This is a genomic window from Paenibacillus sp. LK1 (assembly GCF_002750415.1).
In the GTDB taxonomy this organism is placed as follows: Bacteria; Bacillota; Bacilli; order Paenibacillales; family Paenibacillaceae; genus Paenibacillus; species Paenibacillus taichungensis.
In genome coordinates this window covers 318,184-338,058 of sequence record NZ_PEII01000003.1, presented here as the reverse complement: position 1 = coordinate 338,058, position 19,875 = coordinate 318,184, and the positions used below count along the sequence as shown (strand labels likewise).

Here is a 19,875-nt window from a genome sequence, read left to right as displayed (position 1 = left end):
TTCAGGAGGATCTCATGCAACAGGAACATACCGCTGATCTCCACGGAGACTGGCTTCAATTTATGATTTTAACAACCAAACTGGAATTGCCACCCTTGCCAGCGGATACAATGGACCGTCCACGGCTCAGTTTGCAGCGCAAAGAATTGTTTCGATCCAAAGTCACTTTGTTAACTGCCCCGGCCGGTTCAGGGAAATCCACACTTCTAGGCAGCTGGGTGAGAAATGAAGCAGTACATGCGGCCAGTGTCTGCCTGGATGATAAAGATCAGGACCCACTTCAGTTTTGGCTCTACATTATTCATGCATTGGATCGAGTGAGAGAGGGGCTCTGCGGAGATGTTCTGCCACACTTTTTGCAACGGTATCCGATAGATCCAAGGTCAGCTTTAATATTATTGTTGAACCGTGTTGCCCAGGCCAATCAACAGGCACTGCTTATTCTGGATGACTATCATGCAGTAACTCAGCCTGAGATTCATGAGCAGATGCAATACTTTATCGAAAATCTTCCCCTGTCCATTCATCTGGTACTGTCAAGTCGCACCTATCCTCCATTCAAGCTTGAGAAGCTGCGTCTGAGAGGTGAATTGAAGCACTTCACGCTTCAGGAACTGGCGTTTACGACAGAGGAGGGCATTGAATTTTGCCAGGAGATTATGCAATTGGATATTGCGGGGGAGGATGCGCGTTGTTGGGTACAGCAGACGGAGGGATGGGCTGCCGGATTGAAGCTGCTAGCTTTATCTCACGCATGGGGTGCAGACTCGTTGGTCAGTCCATCCACTTCCCTGTCTCGTGAAGATCACGGGCAGCCTGGGGAGAGGACAATTTCGGATTACCTGCTTGAAGAGGTGTTTCAGCGTCAGTCACCCGAAATGCAGCAATTTCTGCTCCGGACAGCGATCACTAGAAGAATGAACAACAGTTTGTGTCAGGTATTAAGTGATATGCAGGAAGCTCCGCACTTGTTAAGGCAGCTGGAAAAGGAACATCTCTTCCTTGTTCCACTGGATCGGGAAAGGCACTGGTATCGGTATCATCATTTGTTCTCTGCATTTCTAAAGCGTGAGCTGGCTCGTTATGGCACAGAACAGGTGAATGATTTACATGCCCTTGCTGCACTTTGGTATGAGCAGCAAGGGTACCCGGCTGAAGCACTGGATCATTATATTATTGGACAGCACATGCAGGATGCAGCCCGACTGCTGGAAGAGCTGTTTGCCCACTTTATTATGGGAGAGTGGTGGACGCTCCGGCGATACTTCGATGTTTTGCCACTGGAGATCGTGAAAGCACGTCCGAAGTTATATATGTCCTACCTGTTTCTAGTCGCGCGCGAAATGCCTTATGGACAGATGGTGAAGCAGCTTGATGAACTGGAACACGTCATCCGGGTGCATCTTCAAGGGCAGCTTGAACCTGAGATTATCGGGTATTTGCTGCAAGTCATTTGTGTGATGCGAGCCTACATGGCTTATCTGAACAGAGATTTGGATGGGCTCGCTCATTATTTGGTGTCCTATATCGATCAGGGATATCCCGATGATATCGCCTTTCAGTATATGGATTATGATCGGAGAGAGAGCATGCGCCTACGCAGCTTTCATGGCGTTAATGGCTATTTACGGCGTGCGGAAGCTTGCTTTGGGGCGATTACGGAACGTTGGTTAGCTGAACATGCCTATGTAACGTCCTACTATGGTGTCGGATATGGTGAAATTTTAATGGAACAGGATCGGTTATCAGAAGCGGTAAGTTATGCAGATCGAGCCCTTGAAGTGGCTTTGCAGATCAAGGTAGCTGCGCTGCTCGTTCCTGCGTATGTACTCAAAGCCAGACTTGAACTTACATTGGGTCGACCCGAGGAAGGCATGAAGCTGCTTCAACAGGTCACAGGATTGTTATCTGTGAAGGACATGGACTACTGGCAGCCAGCACTGGAAGCACATCAACATCGAATTTTGCTTGAAGTGAGTCCCTTGGAATCGGCTCAAACCATTCTGGTTAAACCAGCAGGCGAAGGCAGTATGGCAGCTGAGACCAGCTGTGATCAAATCTTCCATTCCATGGTTCGCATACGTGCGATGATTGTCCTTGAGCAGTATGATTTTGCACAAGAGGAACTGAGACGAATCCGTAACCAGGCTGAAGAACGGGATTGGCTGACTGAACAGGTAGAGTGTGCTCTGCTGGAATCCATCATGCTGCAAAAGCAAGGATTCACAGATGCCAGTGTTGCAGCATTATCCCGTGCCTTGGTGTTGGGGGGACCGGAAGGATATATACGTTCATTCGTTGCAGAAGGTGAGCAGATTAGGCGGTTGTTGCAGGACTACCTGTATTTACGCCGTACGAAGGCGATACAGGATGATGGTGTGAAAATGGCTTATGTGAAGCAGTTATTATCGGCATTCGCAAGAGACAAACGGGCAAGGGGCCTCTCCTCTGTAGGGGAGGCAAACCTGGATACGAAGGAAGTGGGGCTCAGCCCGATGGAGCAAAAAATATTCGGTTATATCGCTGAGGGCCTGACCAGCAAACAGATTGCTGTCGAGTTTGGTATCTCACCCGGCACTGTTAATACACACATTCGCCGAGTGTTCGCGAAGCTGGGTGCGAGCAGTCGCACTCATGCTGTACAAATTGCTGAGCAGCGGGGATTGTTATGATGAGCTGAAACGCTGTCTACTCTTTTGTAGACTGTTTTCCAACTATAGTCTCTCCTACAATGAAAATAATCAAATAACGCTGACGAGTCTTTGCTGACTCCAGGGTTATGTTCATGTAGGAGGTAACATTAAGTGATGACAACACGTATATCCAAACAAAAATTTTGTTCTAAAAATAAGAACCGTAGGGTCTCGCCTTATTTGGCGGCTCTTCTGTCTTTATCAGTCATTACTGTTCCCGGAACAGTGAGCGCAGCGACCGATGCAGTAAGTATTCGTGACTTGCATCAGGCAGCACCGTGGGCAAGGCAAGCCATTGAAAGAGCTGCTGAGCAACAGATGATTCTGGCGGACGAAGCAGGGAACTTCAACCCGAGCGCAACGTTGACAAGAGGGGACCTTGCGTACACACTGGCACAACTAATGGAAATGAACATGTTGTCGTCAGCTCAGCTTCCAGATCTGTTATTTAAAGATCTGGATAGTAACGTTGAGAATGGATCCTATATTCATGCTCTCAAATTAGCCGGAATTATGAATGGTTATCCGGATGATACGTTTCGTCCAGGCGGTCTGGTGACAAGGGAAGAGCTGGCAACGACGATTATACGAATGCTCAAGAGTAAGGGATATGATGAAGCGTTACAACTGACCAAAGAGTTGTCATTTAAGGACACGTCCAGCATCAGTACCTGGGCTTTGCCAAGTGTACAACAGGCCGTTGAATTGGGGATTTTGAAAGGGGACAATGGAAACTTTGCTCCGAAGCGCTCCACTTCCAGACAGGAAATGGCCGTGATCGCACTACGCACAACTGAAGTGATTAAAGCGCTTGAAGAAGCTGCGAGTCCAGGGGGCGCCAATCCGGAATCCAATGCTAATGAACCAGGAAAGGTAACTGAGGTGCAGGGTACAACTTCAGGCGGCAATGACGCAGGAAACGGTAAAGGAAACACAAACGGTAATTCCGAGGCGACGCCAGGAAGTGGAAATGGAAGTTCGGGTGGAGGAAGTGGATCTGCACCAACAACTCCGACGAATCCTTCCACTCCGTCCAATCCAGGTACGGGAAACAGGGCTCCAGTGATCGTTAGTGGCGGTTTGCCTGATCAGGAAATTACATTGGATCACGCCTCACTGGACTGGCAAGCCTCCTCTTATTTTAGTGATCCAGATGGTGATGAATTGCAGTTCAGTGTCATAGCAGGAGATGAAACCATCGTTTCCTCCAGTGTGGTGGGCCAAGTAATTCGACTTGTACCACAGGCTGTTGGTGAAATAACGCTGACGATCAAAGCTGTCGATGATCAGGGCGCAAGTGTCACGGCGAAACTCAAAGTTAAGGTACTGGCCAATACGATAAGTCGACAATTTCCTGATCCACATTTGGCTGGAGCCATTGCATATTGGTTGCAAAAGGATGTGGATGATCCGCTGACCAAAGATGAATTGGCGGAAGCTCTCGTTCAGACGAACGGGGGATTATATGCGAGGAATGCAGGCATTTCCGATCTGACAGGAGTCGAGATATTCAAGGGGTTGAATATAACCGAAATAGATCTGTCCGGAAACGACATAAGCAAGGCGGATGCCTCTGGATTCGATCGCTTGAATTGGCTGGATTTATCCGGTAACCAACTGACGGAGATCAATGTTACGGAACTGGATCAGCTGGAGTATCTGAATCTCGCGAATAATCGACTGGCTTTAGTGGATGTTAGCGGACTACATTCCTTACAGGAACTTGATATGAACAGTAATGAGCTTGTTCATTTACCCATTGGAATTGCTGAACTGTCTGATCTGCAATACTTGGATGTGAGCAACAATTCCATATCCCTGAGAGAAGAGCCTGATTTCACACTGCATCACACGTTGCTGCAACGTGTGTACATGTATGATTTTGATGATGCTCCCCCCGTGCTGGTGGAGGCACCTGCGGGTAATACCGCTTATGTTAATGGAGATGAGATTGAGATCGACCTGTCCTTCATGTTTGAGGATGAAGATGACGCTAGGTCAAGCCTCAAACTTATGGCTGACTCACCTGATCCACAATTGGCAGATGTCAGAATGGTTGGACAGAAATTATATGTTAGAGCACTGGGGACGAGTATTGAGCCTATTCGGATTGAGGTGAAGGCTACGGACCCACTGGGCAAAATGGCTATAGGTCACGTGTACGTTGATCTAAGAGAATTAGAATAGAGTATTCTACATCAGGTATAAGTGGACTATAGTAAGTTAAACTAACGTGCCTTCCCTATATGGAAGGTGCGTTGTTTTTATTTTGTAGGAGATAAGTTCATGTTAAAATATGCAAGAAACGAATGTGGCTTCGAGTGACATCGTCAAACGATGATCAACTGGAAAGAAGGAAATAATCTCATGTTATCGATTCATCAAGCGGAGTACCAACAGAAATCAACTTTGCGCAATCTGATGGAATTGTACAAATACGATTTTAGTGAGTATGACCCGGAAGATGTTAACGAAAACGGGTTATATGAGTATGTGTACCTGGACCATTATTGGACAGAAGCGGGCAGACATCCTTTTTTGTTTCGAGTAGAAGGACAATTGGCGGGATTCGCACTGATTCGTGAAATTGAGAGTGAACAGGGGACGAGTGTATACGAAATGGCAGAGTTTTTTGTAATGAAAAAATACAGAAAGCTGGGAGTGGGTGCGCAAGCCGCCATTCATGTGTTCAATCTTTTTCCCGGAACATGGAAAGTAGCGGAGATGGAGACGAATGAGCCTGCTCAGATTTTCTGGCGTAAGGTCATTGCACGCTTCACCGATAATAAATACCAAGAGCTTAGAGAACCTGACTGGGATGGTCCTATTCAGATATTTACTACGAAGTAAGAACGAGAAAGGGAGAAGATGATGACCCAAATCAATATCTATCCAAGTACTCCGGAGGATTCAGAATATGTTCGCCAGCAACTTATCGCATATAATGCTGCGCATGTGAGCGAGGAATTAAGGCATCGTTACGAAGAACTGAATTTCAATATCAAAAATGAGATCGGCGAGATTGTTGCAGGTGTGCTTACTACACTTTGCTGGAACTGGCTGGAGGTTGATATACTTTGGGTGAATTCTGAACAACGGCATCGGGGATATGGTTCTCGGTTGTTGCTTGAAGTTGAGCGAATTGCGCGAGAGAAATCTTGTGATTTTGTCATGTTGAACACATTCTCATATCAAGCACCGGAATTTTACAAGAAGCATGGCTACCAATTGATCACAACGATCGACAATGCACCGACCGGACACAGTCATCATTATTTTAAGAAGGACCTAACTTAAGCAATGTATGCGAAATAGGACAAATCAGGAGGATTATTATGGTTACCATTAAAGCAATCGAACTTGAGGATCTACCGGCGCTAAGTCAGTTATACAACGAATTGATGGGTACACCGACTAATGAACAACAGATGCAGAAGATGTTTCACTATATCCAGCAAAATGGACACTACCATGTACTCGGTGCATTTTACAATGGCGAACTGGCCGGATCAGTTATGGGTATTGAATGTATGGATCTGGCGGGTCAGTGCAATCCCTTCATGGTTGTGGAGAATGTGATTGTATCCGATCAGGTACGCAGACAAGGAATTGGTCAGAAGCTTATGCTTCAGATTGAGCACATTGCGAGAGATCTTGGATGTGAATACATGATTCTGGTGTCTGGCGATCAGCGCAAAGAGGCTCACATTTTTTATGAAAAGCTGGGCTTTAAAGATGAGAAGGTTCAGGGTTATCGGAAGCATTTTAATTAATCAATATAGCACGGAAAATGTCTAATCGGTAGAAGGACTACTTAAGGAGCAGGGCGAATAAGGCATAGTCTTGAAATAAATGAACTGATATGAGGGAGGCACTCTCGTGTTCAAAAAATGGGCTAATGTCTTGATGATTCTGAGTTTGGTATTCGCTGTATGTTCCCCAACATCCTATGCCGCTGCCAAGACGGTTAAAGTAACCGTGACGCTTGTCAGTGCAGAACTGGTGGAAAACAATTCCGTTGGTAATGAATGGGCCATTGGGGCAAGTGTGAACGGCAAGAGCCTGGAGGAGGGTTCGTCGGTCACGTTGAATCTGAAACCTACAGATACGCTTAAATTACAAGCGAATGCCGAAGAGCAGGACAAAATTCCTGATCTGGGAAGCAAAAGTATGAACGTTAAGGTTTCCTCCATTTCCAAATCAACCAACAAGACTCTATCGGTTGTCGTGACGGAGAACAGAGGCCGTTATTCGGGTAACACAGCGACGTGGGAGTTCAAGTTTAAGATCAGTAAGAAATAAAATAGGGCCCGATCATGTAAAAGAGAGCCTAGCGCTCTTTTTTTTTACTTACTTTATACGGATAACCTTGAACTGAAGGAATGTATAGTTTCGGGAAGGATCTCTCTTTGGTAAAATAAAGAAAGTTATGGGCAGGGACGTATATATTTCATTAAAGTTGTAGTGAAGACAAAAGGAGGTTAACCAGATCATGCGTATCGTAGATAACATTAAAGTCTGGGGGGAGCCGCTGGAGAATGCGGTAAGTCAGGCGGTGACTTGCTCGCAGTATGGAGATGTACTGGGCGTGGCTCTAATGGCAGACCATCACAAAGGATATTCACAGCCCATCGGGGGCGTGGTTGCCTACCGGAACATGATCAGTCCGTCAGGGGTTGGATATGATATTGCCTGCGGCAACAAGGCTGTGCGCACCAACCTGATGTGGGATGATATCCGGAATCAGATTGCTGTCATTATGGATGACATTAATGCAACTATATCCTTCGGTGTAGGACGCAACAATCCAAATCCTGTGGAGCATGAGTTGTTCGATGATGCCAGCTGGAAGCTGTTTGATTCCATTGAGCATGGGCTACAGCACAAGTTGAAGACACTCGCACGCAACCAGCTCGGGACGGTAGGTAGTGGCAATCACTTTGTCGACATTTTTGTGGAAGAGGCGACGGGTAAAGTATGGATTGCAAACCACTTTGGCAGCCGTGGCTTTGGGCATAAGGTCGCCAGTGGTTTCCTGAACCTGGCTGCAGGACGTGCATTTAGTGGCAAAGCGCCGGGAGAATCGATGGACCAACCACCAACACTGTTTGACCTCAAGAGTGAAATGGGTGATATGTATTGGGACGGGATGACTTTGGCCGGCCGGTATGCATACGCAGGGCGAGATTATGTGATTGAACAGGTGCTCGGCATTCTTGGGGCGAGCGCAGAGTATTCGGTTCATAACCATCATAACTTTGCCTGGAAAGAACAGCATATGGGCGAAGAAGTGGTGGTGGTCCGCAAAGGAGCAACGCCGCTGGCACCGGGCCAGCTCGGTTTTGTGGGCGGAAGCATGGGAGATATCTCGGTAATTGTGGAAGGAATCCACAGCGAAGAGAATACAGAGTCTTTCCGCAGCACCGTGCATGGTGCAGGTCGGATTATGAGCCGAACCCAAGCGGCTGGCAAAATGAATTACAAGCTGCGCACACGCATGGGCGGCGAGATCAGCGAGGAACAGATGCGAGTGGCGATTCGTGCATATGGTGTGGAGCTTCGGGGTGCAGGGACGGATGAAAGTCCTTTTGTGTACAAGAAACTGCAGGATGTGCTGAATGCGCATGCGCATACCTTGAAAATCAACCATACCCTTCGCCCCGTAGGTGTCGCGATGGCCGGGGGCAACGAATTCGACCCGTATAAAGACTAGTTAGATATGTTCAACTCAACATTTATACAACAACGGAGAGGACAGAAATAACTTGAAGAAGCGAAGCTAAAAGCTTTCTGAAAGAAAGCTGCATCGGAAGCATAGACCTCGCCTTTATCCCCGGATTTTTCCCTTTGGAGAAGGGAATCAACAAAATCTGGGGATAACAGCGATCGGAAGGTTGTTCTGTCATCGGAGTGCCAGTGTAAATATTTATTAGTTGAATTTATATAGAAAGAAGAAGGTGAACCTCATGAGAAATTGTGCGATATACAGCTCGCAGTTTGACCTAGATCAGTTGTTCGAAATAATTCAATCCATATACCCTCAGGATACAATTGAACGTAAGGAAGACAAAACCCATATTCAAGTTACACGCAAGAAGTTATTTAGTAAGAAGACAAAGGGCTTCAATATCATGACGAGCCAGACCCACCCTGAAGAATTTACGGCTATGATTCAGGGGATGCTGGGGTTTCTGAGTCAAATTGAGGGAAAGAATGCTTCGCTGCAGGAAAAGGTACTGATTAAATGCTCTACACTGAATATGGTTGTTGGCATCGAGACGGAAGAGGACATTTCCGAAGAATTCTTTAATGAATTATTACATCTGGCCGATGCCCTGGATGCAGTCATTTTCTGGGGAGGTGGCTCCTTGCTGAATGCGCAAGGTCAGCTGCTGTTGGATGTCAACGGAGAATCCGAAGTAGAGGATTACAAAGTGACAGCGCACACCAGTTTTCTGGATGATGTCAGACCCCCGTCGGAATCTGCAATGCTGCGCAAAGAGCGCTCCGAGCAGCTTCTAAACGAGCAAGGAATCCCATTCAATGTTCATTTGCCTGCAAGAGCGGGGGATGAGCATACTACGATCCGTAGTGTGGAACAAGTTGCAGAGCGCGCGGTAGCCCTTTGTATTGCAGCTCTCAAAGGTGAATGCCTTGGAGCGGGGGAGAGCGCAGAAGATACAACAGCGCTGGTCCAGGAAGTAATCGACAAGTATGATGCAGCTTCATTCTTTTCACCTGTGGAGAGAAGATTTGTGGAGCAACATGGGGCAGAGCATCAGGAGGTTATCTCCTTTTCATGGGGATATGAGGCTTATCATGTGATGTTATGGGCGCTTGGCTACGTCAAGGAACTTGGAGCACCGGTAAATCTTTGTAACGTAGGACAAGATGTAGGATATTTGCAGCAATGTGACGATGTTGAAGCCTTTGTAGCCGGGGCACAATTTCGCTCCAAAGGCGAGATTTTGGATGCAGCTGATCTAATCTACCGGTACAACTGGGTGTGTGTAGACAGTCGTGTGAAGGAGCAAACACCTCCTGGGGGTCTGAATGGCGGAGTGGCCTACGAACGTCACCGTGCGCTCAATTGGTTGATCTGTTATCTGGATCAAGATTGGGATGATGTACGGACAGATACGTAGAATGGACTTTTAACATCAACTATTTTTTATATGGCATTCAAATTCAAATACCCCCAAGCCAGTCGAATACTGGTTATGGGGGTGTTTTGCTGTCTATGGGTACCTTATCTTTTATCCGCTATGTCTTCCATACTGTTCCCGAATCATCACATCAGCAAGAATCAGCTTTTTCTCTACATTACTCTCCGGGTTCACAATTCGCCATAACATCTGGTCGACCGCACGTGCACCAAGCAGTTCCTTGTTCACATTAACTGTGGCGAGTACAGGGATATTATCATACACATTATCGAAACCGGTGACTACGCACTGATCGGGTACACTAATCCCTATGCTCTCCAGAGCCTCGATGGTGTATAACGCATAGAAGTCATTGGCACAGACAAAAACCTCAGGCAAATTCCCCTCATGAATGACCGAAGTGAACGTCTTGTGAAAATCATCCACATCCGGGCTGCTTAGTTCGGGGATCTGATTCATTTCCAATCCATGACCCATCAATACGGAAGTATAGGCGACCCATCGTTCATAGAAGCTGTGAGCGTCACTGGTGTTTCCAACAAACTGAAACCGCTTGAATCCCTTGCGTAGAAGGTAGAGCATAATGTCACGCATGGAAGCAAAATTGTCTGTGAAAATACTGTCACTGTGAAAGACAGGGTCGAGGTGATCCACCATGACAACAGGAATGCCCAGACGTTTAATTTCAAGAAGAATGGGTGTTGAGATGGAGCCAACCGTAATAATGCCCCGAATGGCATCCGGATTCAGCAATGTGAATAGTTGATCCGCCGAAGGCTCTGTCAGAGTAAGAATATTGATGCTTTTCTGGTTCAGTCTGGAGGATATCCCGTTAAAGACAGGCCCCCAGTATACGGATTCCTGATTCTGATAACGAACATTAGGAAACAAAATCAAAATGGTGCCACTCCACCGCGTGTTTTGCGGGTCCTGAAGTTCATTGCTGCTATACATATCACCAGACAACATGCTGTTATCTTTGAAATATCCAAGTTTGCCAGCGGCCTTAAGAATAACGTCCCGTGTCTGCTCACTAACACCTGATTTTCCGGACAGTGCTCGTGAGACCGCAAATTTCGACAGACCTGTAAAATGTGCAATTTCCTGAATTGTTACCTTCGTCTTCATCATACCATCCTTACACTCGTAGTTCTGCCGTATTCCTTACATTGTGCAATAAAGCTGTTTCTAGTATATCATGATGTATTTCTCTTAATCTAATAACGGCTGTAGAAGTTAAAATGTTAGTGTCCCATCCATGTAACGACGGAGATAGACCACGGTGATGGACATGTTGCAGGAGAAAAAGGCGAATTTTGAATAGTTTATTATCTTTTTGTTATTTTATAAAATAACAAAATAATCAAAATGATTTTCGTTTTGGATATGGGAGTACTCAGAAAGGTATTCGGATAATATGCTATATGATAAGCTTTTAAAGCGATATAACAGCATTTTATCAGAATAATTAGAAAATGTTAACAATAAAAATGTTGACGCTTACATTATGCTATGTTAAATTTTGTTTGTCAAAACCAAACTATAAAATAACAAATGGTGGTGATAATCTAATTTCATTAGGATAAATGAGAGTCAGGGAGTTATGCCGGACCATGATTTGTATACACATTCGGGGAGGTTGTTAAAATCGTGACTAAAAAATGGAACGTTTTGCCGCTCATGTTATTGGCCGTAATGCTTTTTGTATCCGCTTGCAGTGGTGGGGGGACGGCTCAGCCGGCTGATGATGCTCCAGCGAATACGGGCAATAGCACTGGAACCGTCGAGACAGACAAAGAAGGCGGAACAGAAGAAGTGGCAGTCGATGTACCTGATTTGGGTGGGCGTGTCATCAAGGTTGCGGCCTGGTGGGATCTGAAGCCAGCGGGGGAGACCGCTTCGGATAAAGCGAGACTAGATAAAATCGCTGAAGTCGAGAAGAAATACAACGTAAAAATCGAGTTCGTGAATGTACCATTCGAAGAATACATGAACAAATTTACAACGACAGCGCTGGCTGGCGAACCGTTCGCAGACATCGTTCAGATGGAGTACAAATCCGCATTACCCGCCATCCTCAAAGGGCAACTGCTTCCGATCTCCGAATTCACCACAGCTGAGAATAACATCAACCAAGAGGCAAATCTAATCGCAAAATACCCTGCCATCGCAGGCAACTACTACGCATTTGAATCTCCAACCAGCATCGGTCTGGGACTTCACTATAACCGTGACTTGTTCAAGAAGCTGTCGTTACCTGATCCTCAGGAGCTTTATAACAAAGGCGAATGGAACTGGGATAAATTCTTGGAACTGGCGAAACAAGCGACCAAGGATACAGATAACGACGGAAAAATTGACGTATACGGGTTCTCCGGCTGGGCTATTGACGTGCTTCGTCACTTTACTGCAGCTAATGGCGGCACGATTGTAGATGACGAACATTCAAAAGAAGGATTGTCCGATCCGAAAACGATTGAAGCTGCCGAATTTGTCAAACGCTTGTATAACGTCGAGAATGTTGTAAAAGTCAAAACAGGTGACAAAACGAACTGGGAGGAAAGCAACACATTCAAGGATGGAGATGTGGCTTTGTTCACTGCTGCGGAATGGCAGTTGGGCGATATCACCTTTGCTGCCGGAGTCGTACCAATTCCGAACGGTCCTCAGGGCAGCAAGGATGTAACATACGCCAACAACGCTGCCTCAGCAAAATTCATTCCTAAAGGTGTGGAAGATCCTAAAATTGTATACCAAATCTATGAAGAAACCTTCGACATTCCACAGATCGAAGAGTATCCAGGTCAGGATTACCTGGAAAGCCGTTATACCGACGAGAAGGACATCGCCATGATTCGGGAGCATATCGCTGGAACGGGCCGCATCCTGCTGGATGACGCCTACGCGGGTTATCCAATCGGTGACTATGTAAACGACATTATCAAAAACAATGCTTCCGTTACAGCAACAGCCGAGAAGTATAAAGCGCAGGCACAAGCAGCAGTCGATAAGCTTGGCAAACAGTAATTTCAGCATGATTCAGACAGGGGTGCCTCGTGTCCGGGCTCACGCACGGGTACCTCTTTTTCTGTATCACGAACTAAGTATTGCTGGCATCAGCCTTGATGAGGAGGGCTCGTAAGATGGCTGGAATTCTACAACGAAAGAAATGGATCCTGCCCATAGTCATTGCAGCAGTAGCTGCCTGCGTCATACTTTTGCTTACTTCCGGTGCAGGTGTAAAGAGTGCAATTGTGCCTTCTGGCAGTTTGCCTGCCATTGAGGTGGATGCCATTTTGCAGCAGACGAGGCAGAAGAACGGATATGAACAATATTTGTCCCAAGCAGGTGAGGCCTCAAGACCGAATGTGGATATGACCATCGAAGCAGGAGACTACATACGGGCAGAGGGTGAAGAGGTACGTAAACTGAAGGATTATGAAGGCAGGCCGGGTGTATCGCTTCATACTGGGGAGACAGGCGAGATCGACTGGGTAGTTGACGTACCGGAAACCGGGCTGTACAACCTCTCTGCTGTCTATTTTCCCGTAGAAGGCAAGAGTTCGGCCATTGAGCGTGCATTGTACATTGACGGTGAACTTCCGTTTGCGGAAGCCGCCTATTTGCAGTTTGATCGGGTATGGGGCAATGAGAAACAAGCTGTTGAACAGGATAATCAGGGCAATGATCTTCGTCCAAAACAAGTGGAGAAGCCCCGCTGGATGGAGGAAACATTTCAGGACTCGGATGGGTATGAACAGGTTCCATTCAAATTCTATCTGGAAAAGGGAAAGCACACGTTAACGCTGAAATCCTCTCGCGAACCCATGGTAATTCGATCCATACGACTATTCAACGAGAAGCCAGCCGTTGCTTATGCGGAAACCGCAGGGGCTAAGCAGACGGATTCTTCCGGTCAGCCTAAGGATGTGCTCATCCGAATTGAAGGGGAAGCGGCAGTTGCCAAATCTTCACCTACGTTATATCCAACCAGTGAAAGATCAAGTTCAGCCGTATCCCCTTACAGCGCTTCCCAGGTGCGTATTAATTCGATTGGTGGCTTTAACTGGCGTCTGCCAGGGCAGTGGATCGAATGGGAAGTGGACGTGCCGGAGAGTGGACTTTATCATATCGGTTTTACCGTTCAGCAAAATTTTGTCAAAGGCATCTATTCCACACGCAAGCTGACCATCGATGGCGAGATTCCGTTTGCGGAGATGACGAAAGCCCCGTTCCGTTACCAAAGCGACTATCGCATTGATGTGCTGGGCGGTGAGGATGCTTACAAGTTTCAGTTGGATAAAGGCAAACATGTCATTCGGCTGGAGAACAGCCTGGGCGACTTCGCACCACTTATTCGCAATGTGGAGGACAGCCTGTACAACCTGAACTCCATGTACCGGAGAATTCTGATGATTACAGGCACCAAGCCGGATGAATTCCGGGATTATCGGGTGGAGAAGCAGATTCCGAATCTGTTGGAGGTATTTAGCGGAGAAAGCAAACGCCTGAAGGAAGTGGCAAGGCAACTTCGTCTTCTGTCAGGCCAGTCCAGCGATCAGGAAGCGTTGATCAAAACGATGGCCCAACAGCTGGATGAGATGATCGATAAGCCGGATACCATTCCAAGAAGACTTGCTGCTTACAAAACGAACACGGGCGGACTGGGGACTTGGGTGCAGCAGGCTCGCGAGCAACCGCTTGAGATTGATGCCCTCTATGTAGCTTCATTAGACAGTAGCATTCCCGGAACGGGTATGGGTCCGCTGGCGAAGCTTGGTCATGAAGCGAAGACATTCTATCATTCGTTCTTCATTGATTATAACCAGATCGGGAACGTAGCCACTTCAGAGGATCAGCGCACGGTGACGGTCTGGATCGGCAGTGGTCGTGATCAGGCGAACACGATGAAAGCGATGATTGATGAGACATTCACACCGGAGAGCGGCATCAACGTCAATTTGAAGCTGGTCAACATGGGTACGCTGTTGCCAGCCACCTTGTCGGGTGAAGGACCTGATGTAGCGATGCAGATCGGCAATGATCTGCCCGTGAACTTTGCGATGCGGAACTCGGCGGTGGATCTCACCCAGTTTAGTGACTATACCACGGTGGAACAGGAGTTTAGAGATAGTGCCATCGTACCGTACGCCTATGATTCAGGCGTGTACGCCCTGCCGGAGACACAGACCTTTAATATGTTGTTTTATCGAAAAGATGTGCTTGCAGAGCTGGGGCTTGAAGTTCCTCAAACGTGGGATGATGTCGAGAGCCTGCTGGCGATTCTGAGCAAAAATCATATGGAATTTGGCATGCCAGTGGTGGCCCAGGCCAACATGCAGGGGGTCAATATCCCGCCTAATTCGCAGTATGCAACGATGCTGCTGCAGAACGGCGGCTCCTTCTATCGGAATGACGACAAGGAATCGGATCTGGATTCGCGCATCGGCATCGAGACCTTTAAGAAGTGGACAGAGTTTTATACCGATTACAAGCTGGAGCGGGAGTATGACTTTGCCAACCGTTTCCGGACCGGACAGATGCCGATTGGTCTGACGGATTACACGATGTATAACCAGTTGTCCGTATTTGCACCGGAGATCCGTGGATTATGGGGATTTGTTCCTGTTCCGGGGACTGTGCAGCCGGATGGAACATTGAATCGGGACGTTCCGGGTGGCGGCAGTGCGGTCATGATGCTGGAAAGTGCCAAGGATCAGGAGGCGGCGTGGGAGTTCATGAAATGGTGGACCAGTACACCGGTTCAGGCTGAGTTTGGCCGCGAGATGGAAGGGCTGATGGGTGCGGCTGCGCGTTATCCGACGGCCAACATCAAGGCACTCGATTCACTTCCATGGCCTGCTGAGGACTATGCGAATCTGAAGGCACAATTCGAGACAGTAAAGGGCATTCCCGAAGTACCTGGTGGTTATTTTACCGGACGTCATCTGTTCAATGCATTTTACAAGACGGTTGTTGGCCAAGTGGAAGCAAGGGAATCCATCATGGATTACACCCAGTATATTCAGGACGAGATTCGAGTCAAGCGTAATGAATTTGGTCTTCCGTAAGCAGAGGGAGGGTTAACAGTGTCACAAATATCACTCCGAGACGGACAAAACAGTCCTCCTGAGAAAACACCAGGCATGGGCATGAAATCATGGTGGTCCTGGAAGCTCAAGGAAATGAAGGCCAGCAAACATTCCTATGTACTGCTAGCTCCTTATATGATCCTATTCATCATGTTTACTGTGATTCCGGTGGTCATCTCCATCATACTCAGCTTCACCTATTTCAACATGTTGGAGTTTCCGCGTTTTATTGGCTGGCAGAACTATACCCGGCTGTTTCTGGAGGATGACGTATTTCTGATTGCCATCAAAAATACGCTGCTGTTTGCCATTATTACCGGACCCATCAGTTATATTGCCTGTTTCGTATTTGCTTGGATCATTAATGAATTAACGCCCAAATGGAGAGCGTTCATGACGCTCATCTTCTATGCACCGTCCATTTCGGGGAATGTTTACTTTATCTGGCTGATGATTTTCTCGGGGGATCGCTACGGTATAGCCAATGGACTGCTGATCAAATGGGGATTTCTGCTGGAGCCAATCCAGTGGTTGAAAACGGAAGCCTACATTATGCCAATCCTCATTCTGGTGCAGTTGTGGCTCAGTCTTGGCACAGGCTTTCTGGCTTTTATCGCCGGTTTGCAGACCGTAGACCGGACGTTATATGAAGCAGGTGCGGTAGACGGGATCAAAAATCGCTGGCAGGAGCTCTGGTATATTACCCTGCCTTCGATGCGTCCGCAATTGATGTTCGGTGCGGTCATTCAACTCACCACCTCATTCGCGGTGGCCGATGTATCCATTGCGCTGGCGGGCTTCCCAAGCGTGAACTATGCAGCGGAGACGGTGGTGACCCATTTGATCGACTTTGGTACAACGCGGTTTGAGATGGGATACGCCTCGGCGATTGCAACCGTACTGTTTATGATTATGGTGGGCACCAACTTGCTGGTACAGAAACTGCTTCGAAGGGTGGGGGAATAGCTATGGCTGCAATTGCAACAGGCAAAAAGCGGGTGAACCGCTCCTTATCGGGCAGCATCTCCCTGTTTACCCTTCTGCTCGTATTTGGTGCTTTCATGGTGCTGCCGCTGATCTATGCGATCAATAATGCGTTCAAACCGCTGGATGAGATTTTTACTTTTCCACCAACGCTATTTGTCAAAAATCCAACGTTCAGCAATTTCACGGATCTGCTGAATCTGCTGAGTGACTCGTGGGTTCCGTTCTCACGTTATATATTCAATACGGTATTTATTACAGGCATTGGCATCGTGGGCCATGTGCTGCTCGCATCGGCAGCGGCGTACCCACTCGCCAAGCACAAATTTCCGGGCAAAGTGTTCATGTTCCAGGTTGTTGTGCTTTCCCTGATGTTCACGCCTGCCGTGACGGCCATTCCCAATTATATGATCATGTCATGGCTGGGCTGGATTGATACGTATTGGGCCGTCATTATTCCGGCATTTGCCTATTCATTGGGTCTGTATCTGATGAAGCAGTTCATGGAGCAGATCCCGGATGCGTTGCTGGAAGCAGCCAAAATTGACGGTGCCAGTGAATACCGAATTTTCTGGTCCATTGTCATGCCCAATGTAAAGCCAGCCTGGCTCACATTGATCATTCTGCTGTTCCAGATGCTGTGGGGCAGTGATGGCAATGGGTACATCTACAGTGAACAGCTCAAGACCTTGCACTATGCGGCGGGTCAGATCATTCAGGGCGGGATATCCCGGGCCGGGGCAGGTGCTGCGGTAGCACTTATTTTGATGAGTGTGCCCATTACGCTATTCATTTTCTCCCAGAGCCGCATCATTGAGACGATGGCGAGTTCGGGCATGAAGGAATAAGGGGGAACGATATGGCACGCACAGTGAAAAGATGGCTTGTTCTCCTGGTGGCAGTATCGCTGCTGCTGGTGAATTCCGTGCCTGCGGCGGCCTCCCCGGCGCCGTATGAGAGTTATAACTACAACTACTGGAAAGAGGCCGTTCCGTCACCGGATGCCTATCTGCCCAAGCAAACCATTTCGGGCAGCGACCTGGGCATTGGCGAATTCAAAGACCCCGGTGATGTAAACGTCTCTCCCTCCGGGCAGATTTATATTTTGGACAGTGGCAACAGCCGAATTGTTGTCCTTGACGCGCAGTATAAGCTGTTGCGGGTAATCGAAGGATTTATGATGGACGGCAGCAAGGAGAGTTTTAATACGCCAGGTGGATTATTCGTGGATGAAGAGGATCGAGTATACATCGCAGATACAGGGAACAGCCGCGTAGTTGTCCTGGATGCGGAAGGTCAGCTGGTCCATACCATTACGAAGCCAGAGTCTGATATCCTCGCGACCAATTTTCAATTCCAACCGTTGAAATTGACTGTGGATCGGGTAGGCAGGGTGTATGTGGTGGCTCAGGGTGTCTACGAAGGAATTATGCAGTTTGACGAGCACGGTCAGTTCATTGGATACGTTGGTACGAACAAGGTGGAACGCGACTACGGCGAATACATTTGGCGGATGCTCTCAACCAAAGCCCAGCGGGCGCAGATGGTTTTGTTTGTACCGACCGAGTTTTCCAATGTGGATATCGACTCCAAAGGGTTCGTATATGCGACCAATATCGACCCAGGTTCCAGCGAACCGATTAAACGTCTCAATCCATCCGGTGAGGATGTGCTGAAGAGGTTTGGTTATTTTGAAGTCAAAGGAGATATCAGATTCCGCAATAACCCGGGTCCGTCCAAGCTGATTGATGTGAAGGTACTGGGTAACGGTATGTACAGTGTGCTGGATGCGACGCAGAACCGGGTGTTTACTTACGATGATGAAGGTCATCTGCTCTACGTATATGGAGGCAAAGGAAATCAGGTGGGAACGCTCAAAACACCAGTCGCCATGGAACAGTCCGGGGATCATCAATTAGTGTTGGATCGGGGAAAAAGCAATCTGGTTATCTATGAGCCAACACGGTTTGGAGCCAGCGTGAATGAGGCGGTTGCCCTTCATTATCAGGGCGAGGATACAGAGGCTGTTCATATCTGGAAAGAAGTGCTGAAGCTGAACGCCAACTATGATATCGCTTATATCGGTATCGGCAAGTCCTTGCTGATGGAGAAGAAAAACGAGGAAGCTCTAGGTTACTTCGAACTGGGAATGGATCGCAAAAGTTATTCTGTCGCGTTCAAAAGATATCGGCGAGAGATGATGAAGGAACATTTCGGCACCTTTCTGACGCTTGCCATCGCACTGATTTTCATGCTGATCCTGGTCCGAGTGGCGGTTAAATGGAGACGGAGGAGGCAGATTGACAGTGAAGCAGGATTACATTAAGTTTCCGCTGCATCTCATTTTTCACCCCATTGATGCATTCTGGGATATCAAGTCGGATCAGCGGGGAAGGTTGACCGTTGCTTTTGGAGCACTGGCGCTTACCATTATCATGATGATTTTGCAAAAACAATACGCGGGGTTTCTCGTCAATTACGTCGATCCTCGCACAATCAACAGCATAGGGGAGATCGCTACGGTTGCAGTGCCATTCTTTCTTTGGTGCATAGCCAATTGGGCTGTAACCACCCTGATGGAAGGTGAAGGGAAGTTCAAGGAGATTTTTCTGGCAACAGGATACTCGCTTATTCCGATTATTTTGATCTATGTCCCTATGATTATCATCAGCCGGTTTATGGTACAGGAAGAGACGGCTTTTTATTATTTATTTAATGGCATCGCGTTCTTCTGGTTCGTGCTGCTGCTCTTCATTGGCACGATGACGGTACACCAGTACACCGTGATCAAAACGATCCTGACGATGCTGCTGACGGTAATTGTCATGGGCATAATCGTGTTCCTCGGAGCATTGGTGTTCAGCATGTTGCAGCAGTTATATGAATTCGGTTACAACATCTACCGCGAGTTGATTTTTCGGACCTAAAGGAGGCGGCATC

General features: G+C 47.5%; 15 protein-coding genes. 14 read left to right on the top strand and 1 reads right to left on the bottom strand.

Going from position 1 to position 19,875, the window contains the following annotated elements:
- Positions 1–14: 14 nt before the first annotated feature.
- From CS562_RS08470 to CS562_RS08435, 8 genes are all read left to right on the top strand, one after another.
- Positions 15–2,672: a winged helix-turn-helix domain-containing protein gene (locus CS562_RS08470; RefSeq protein WP_180287074.1), complete on the top strand. Its 2,658-nt coding sequence runs from the start codon at positions 15–17 to the stop codon at positions 2,670–2,672.
- 135 nt (positions 2,673–2,807) lie between these two features.
- Positions 2,808–4,880: an S-layer homology domain-containing protein gene (locus tag CS562_RS08465; RefSeq protein ID WP_099854954.1), complete on the top strand. Its 2,073-nt coding sequence runs from the start codon at positions 2,808–2,810 to the stop codon at positions 4,878–4,880.
- Positions 4,881–5,060: 180 nt separating this feature from the next.
- Positions 5,061–5,543, top strand: a complete 483-nt coding sequence (locus CS562_RS08460; RefSeq protein WP_099854952.1) for a GNAT family N-acetyltransferase — start codon at positions 5,061–5,063, stop codon at positions 5,541–5,543.
- Positions 5,544–5,564: 21 nt separating this feature from the next.
- Complete coding sequence (locus CS562_RS08455) at positions 5,565–5,990, top strand: GNAT family N-acetyltransferase (RefSeq protein WP_099854950.1); 426 nt, start codon at positions 5,565–5,567, stop codon at positions 5,988–5,990.
- Between the two features lie 38 nt (positions 5,991–6,028).
- Positions 6,029–6,466, top strand: coding sequence for a GNAT family N-acetyltransferase (locus CS562_RS08450; protein ID WP_076289992.1), 438 nt, complete (start codon positions 6,029–6,031; stop codon positions 6,464–6,466).
- A gap of 106 nt (positions 6,467–6,572) precedes the next feature.
- Positions 6,573–6,995 (top strand): hypothetical protein, encoded by a 423-nt coding sequence (locus CS562_RS08445; RefSeq protein WP_257219424.1) that lies wholly within the window; start codon positions 6,573–6,575, stop codon positions 6,993–6,995.
- A gap of 190 nt (positions 6,996–7,185) precedes the next feature.
- Positions 7,186–8,406, top strand: coding sequence for an RtcB family protein (locus CS562_RS08440; protein ID WP_099854949.1), 1,221 nt, complete (start codon positions 7,186–7,188; stop codon positions 8,404–8,406).
- 253 nt (positions 8,407–8,659) lie between these two features.
- On the top strand, positions 8,660–9,838 hold the full coding sequence (locus CS562_RS08435; protein WP_099854947.1) for a DUF4272 domain-containing protein: 1,179 nt from the start codon (positions 8,660–8,662) through the stop codon (positions 9,836–9,838).
- A 111-nt stretch (positions 9,839–9,949) separates the two neighbouring features.
- Here CS562_RS08435 and CS562_RS08430 read toward each other — a convergent pair whose 3' ends face one another.
- On the bottom strand, positions 9,950–10,987 hold the full coding sequence (locus CS562_RS08430; protein ID WP_076289988.1) for a LacI family DNA-binding transcriptional regulator: 1,038 nt from the start codon (positions 10,985–10,987) through the stop codon (positions 9,950–9,952).
- Between the two features lie 552 nt (positions 10,988–11,539).
- On the opposite strand from CS562_RS08430, the gene CS562_RS08425 reads away from it, so the two are divergent.
- From CS562_RS08425 to CS562_RS08400, 6 genes are all read left to right on the top strand, one after another.
- A complete protein-coding gene (locus tag CS562_RS08425) occupies positions 11,540–12,886 on the top strand; it encodes an ABC transporter substrate-binding protein (protein ID WP_076290152.1) in 1,347 nt (448 codons plus the stop codon).
- A gap of 116 nt (positions 12,887–13,002) precedes the next feature.
- Positions 13,003–15,930, top strand: a complete 2,928-nt coding sequence (locus CS562_RS08420; protein ID WP_099854945.1) for an extracellular solute-binding protein — start codon at positions 13,003–13,005, stop codon at positions 15,928–15,930.
- Between the two features lie 75 nt (positions 15,931–16,005).
- Positions 16,006–16,917 carry a carbohydrate ABC transporter permease gene (locus CS562_RS08415; protein ID WP_064641001.1) on the top strand — a complete coding sequence of 304 codons (912 nt, stop codon included), beginning with the start codon at positions 16,006–16,008 and terminating at the stop codon, positions 16,915–16,917.
- Between the two features lie 2 nt (positions 16,918–16,919).
- The gene (locus CS562_RS08410) at positions 16,920–17,783 is read left to right on the top strand and encodes a carbohydrate ABC transporter permease (RefSeq protein WP_076289986.1); all 864 of its coding nucleotides are present in this window, start codon (positions 16,920–16,922) and stop codon (positions 17,781–17,783) included.
- Between the two features lie 11 nt (positions 17,784–17,794).
- Positions 17,795–19,261 (top strand): NHL repeat-containing protein, encoded by a 1,467-nt coding sequence (locus CS562_RS08405; RefSeq protein WP_099854943.1) that lies wholly within the window; start codon positions 17,795–17,797, stop codon positions 19,259–19,261.
- The gene (locus CS562_RS08400) at positions 19,242–19,862 is read left to right on the top strand and encodes a Yip1 family protein (RefSeq protein ID WP_099854942.1); all 621 of its coding nucleotides are present in this window, start codon (positions 19,242–19,244) and stop codon (positions 19,860–19,862) included. Before CS562_RS08405 ends, CS562_RS08400 begins: the two co-directional genes overlap by 20 nt.
- Positions 19,863–19,875 lie beyond the last annotated feature (13 nt).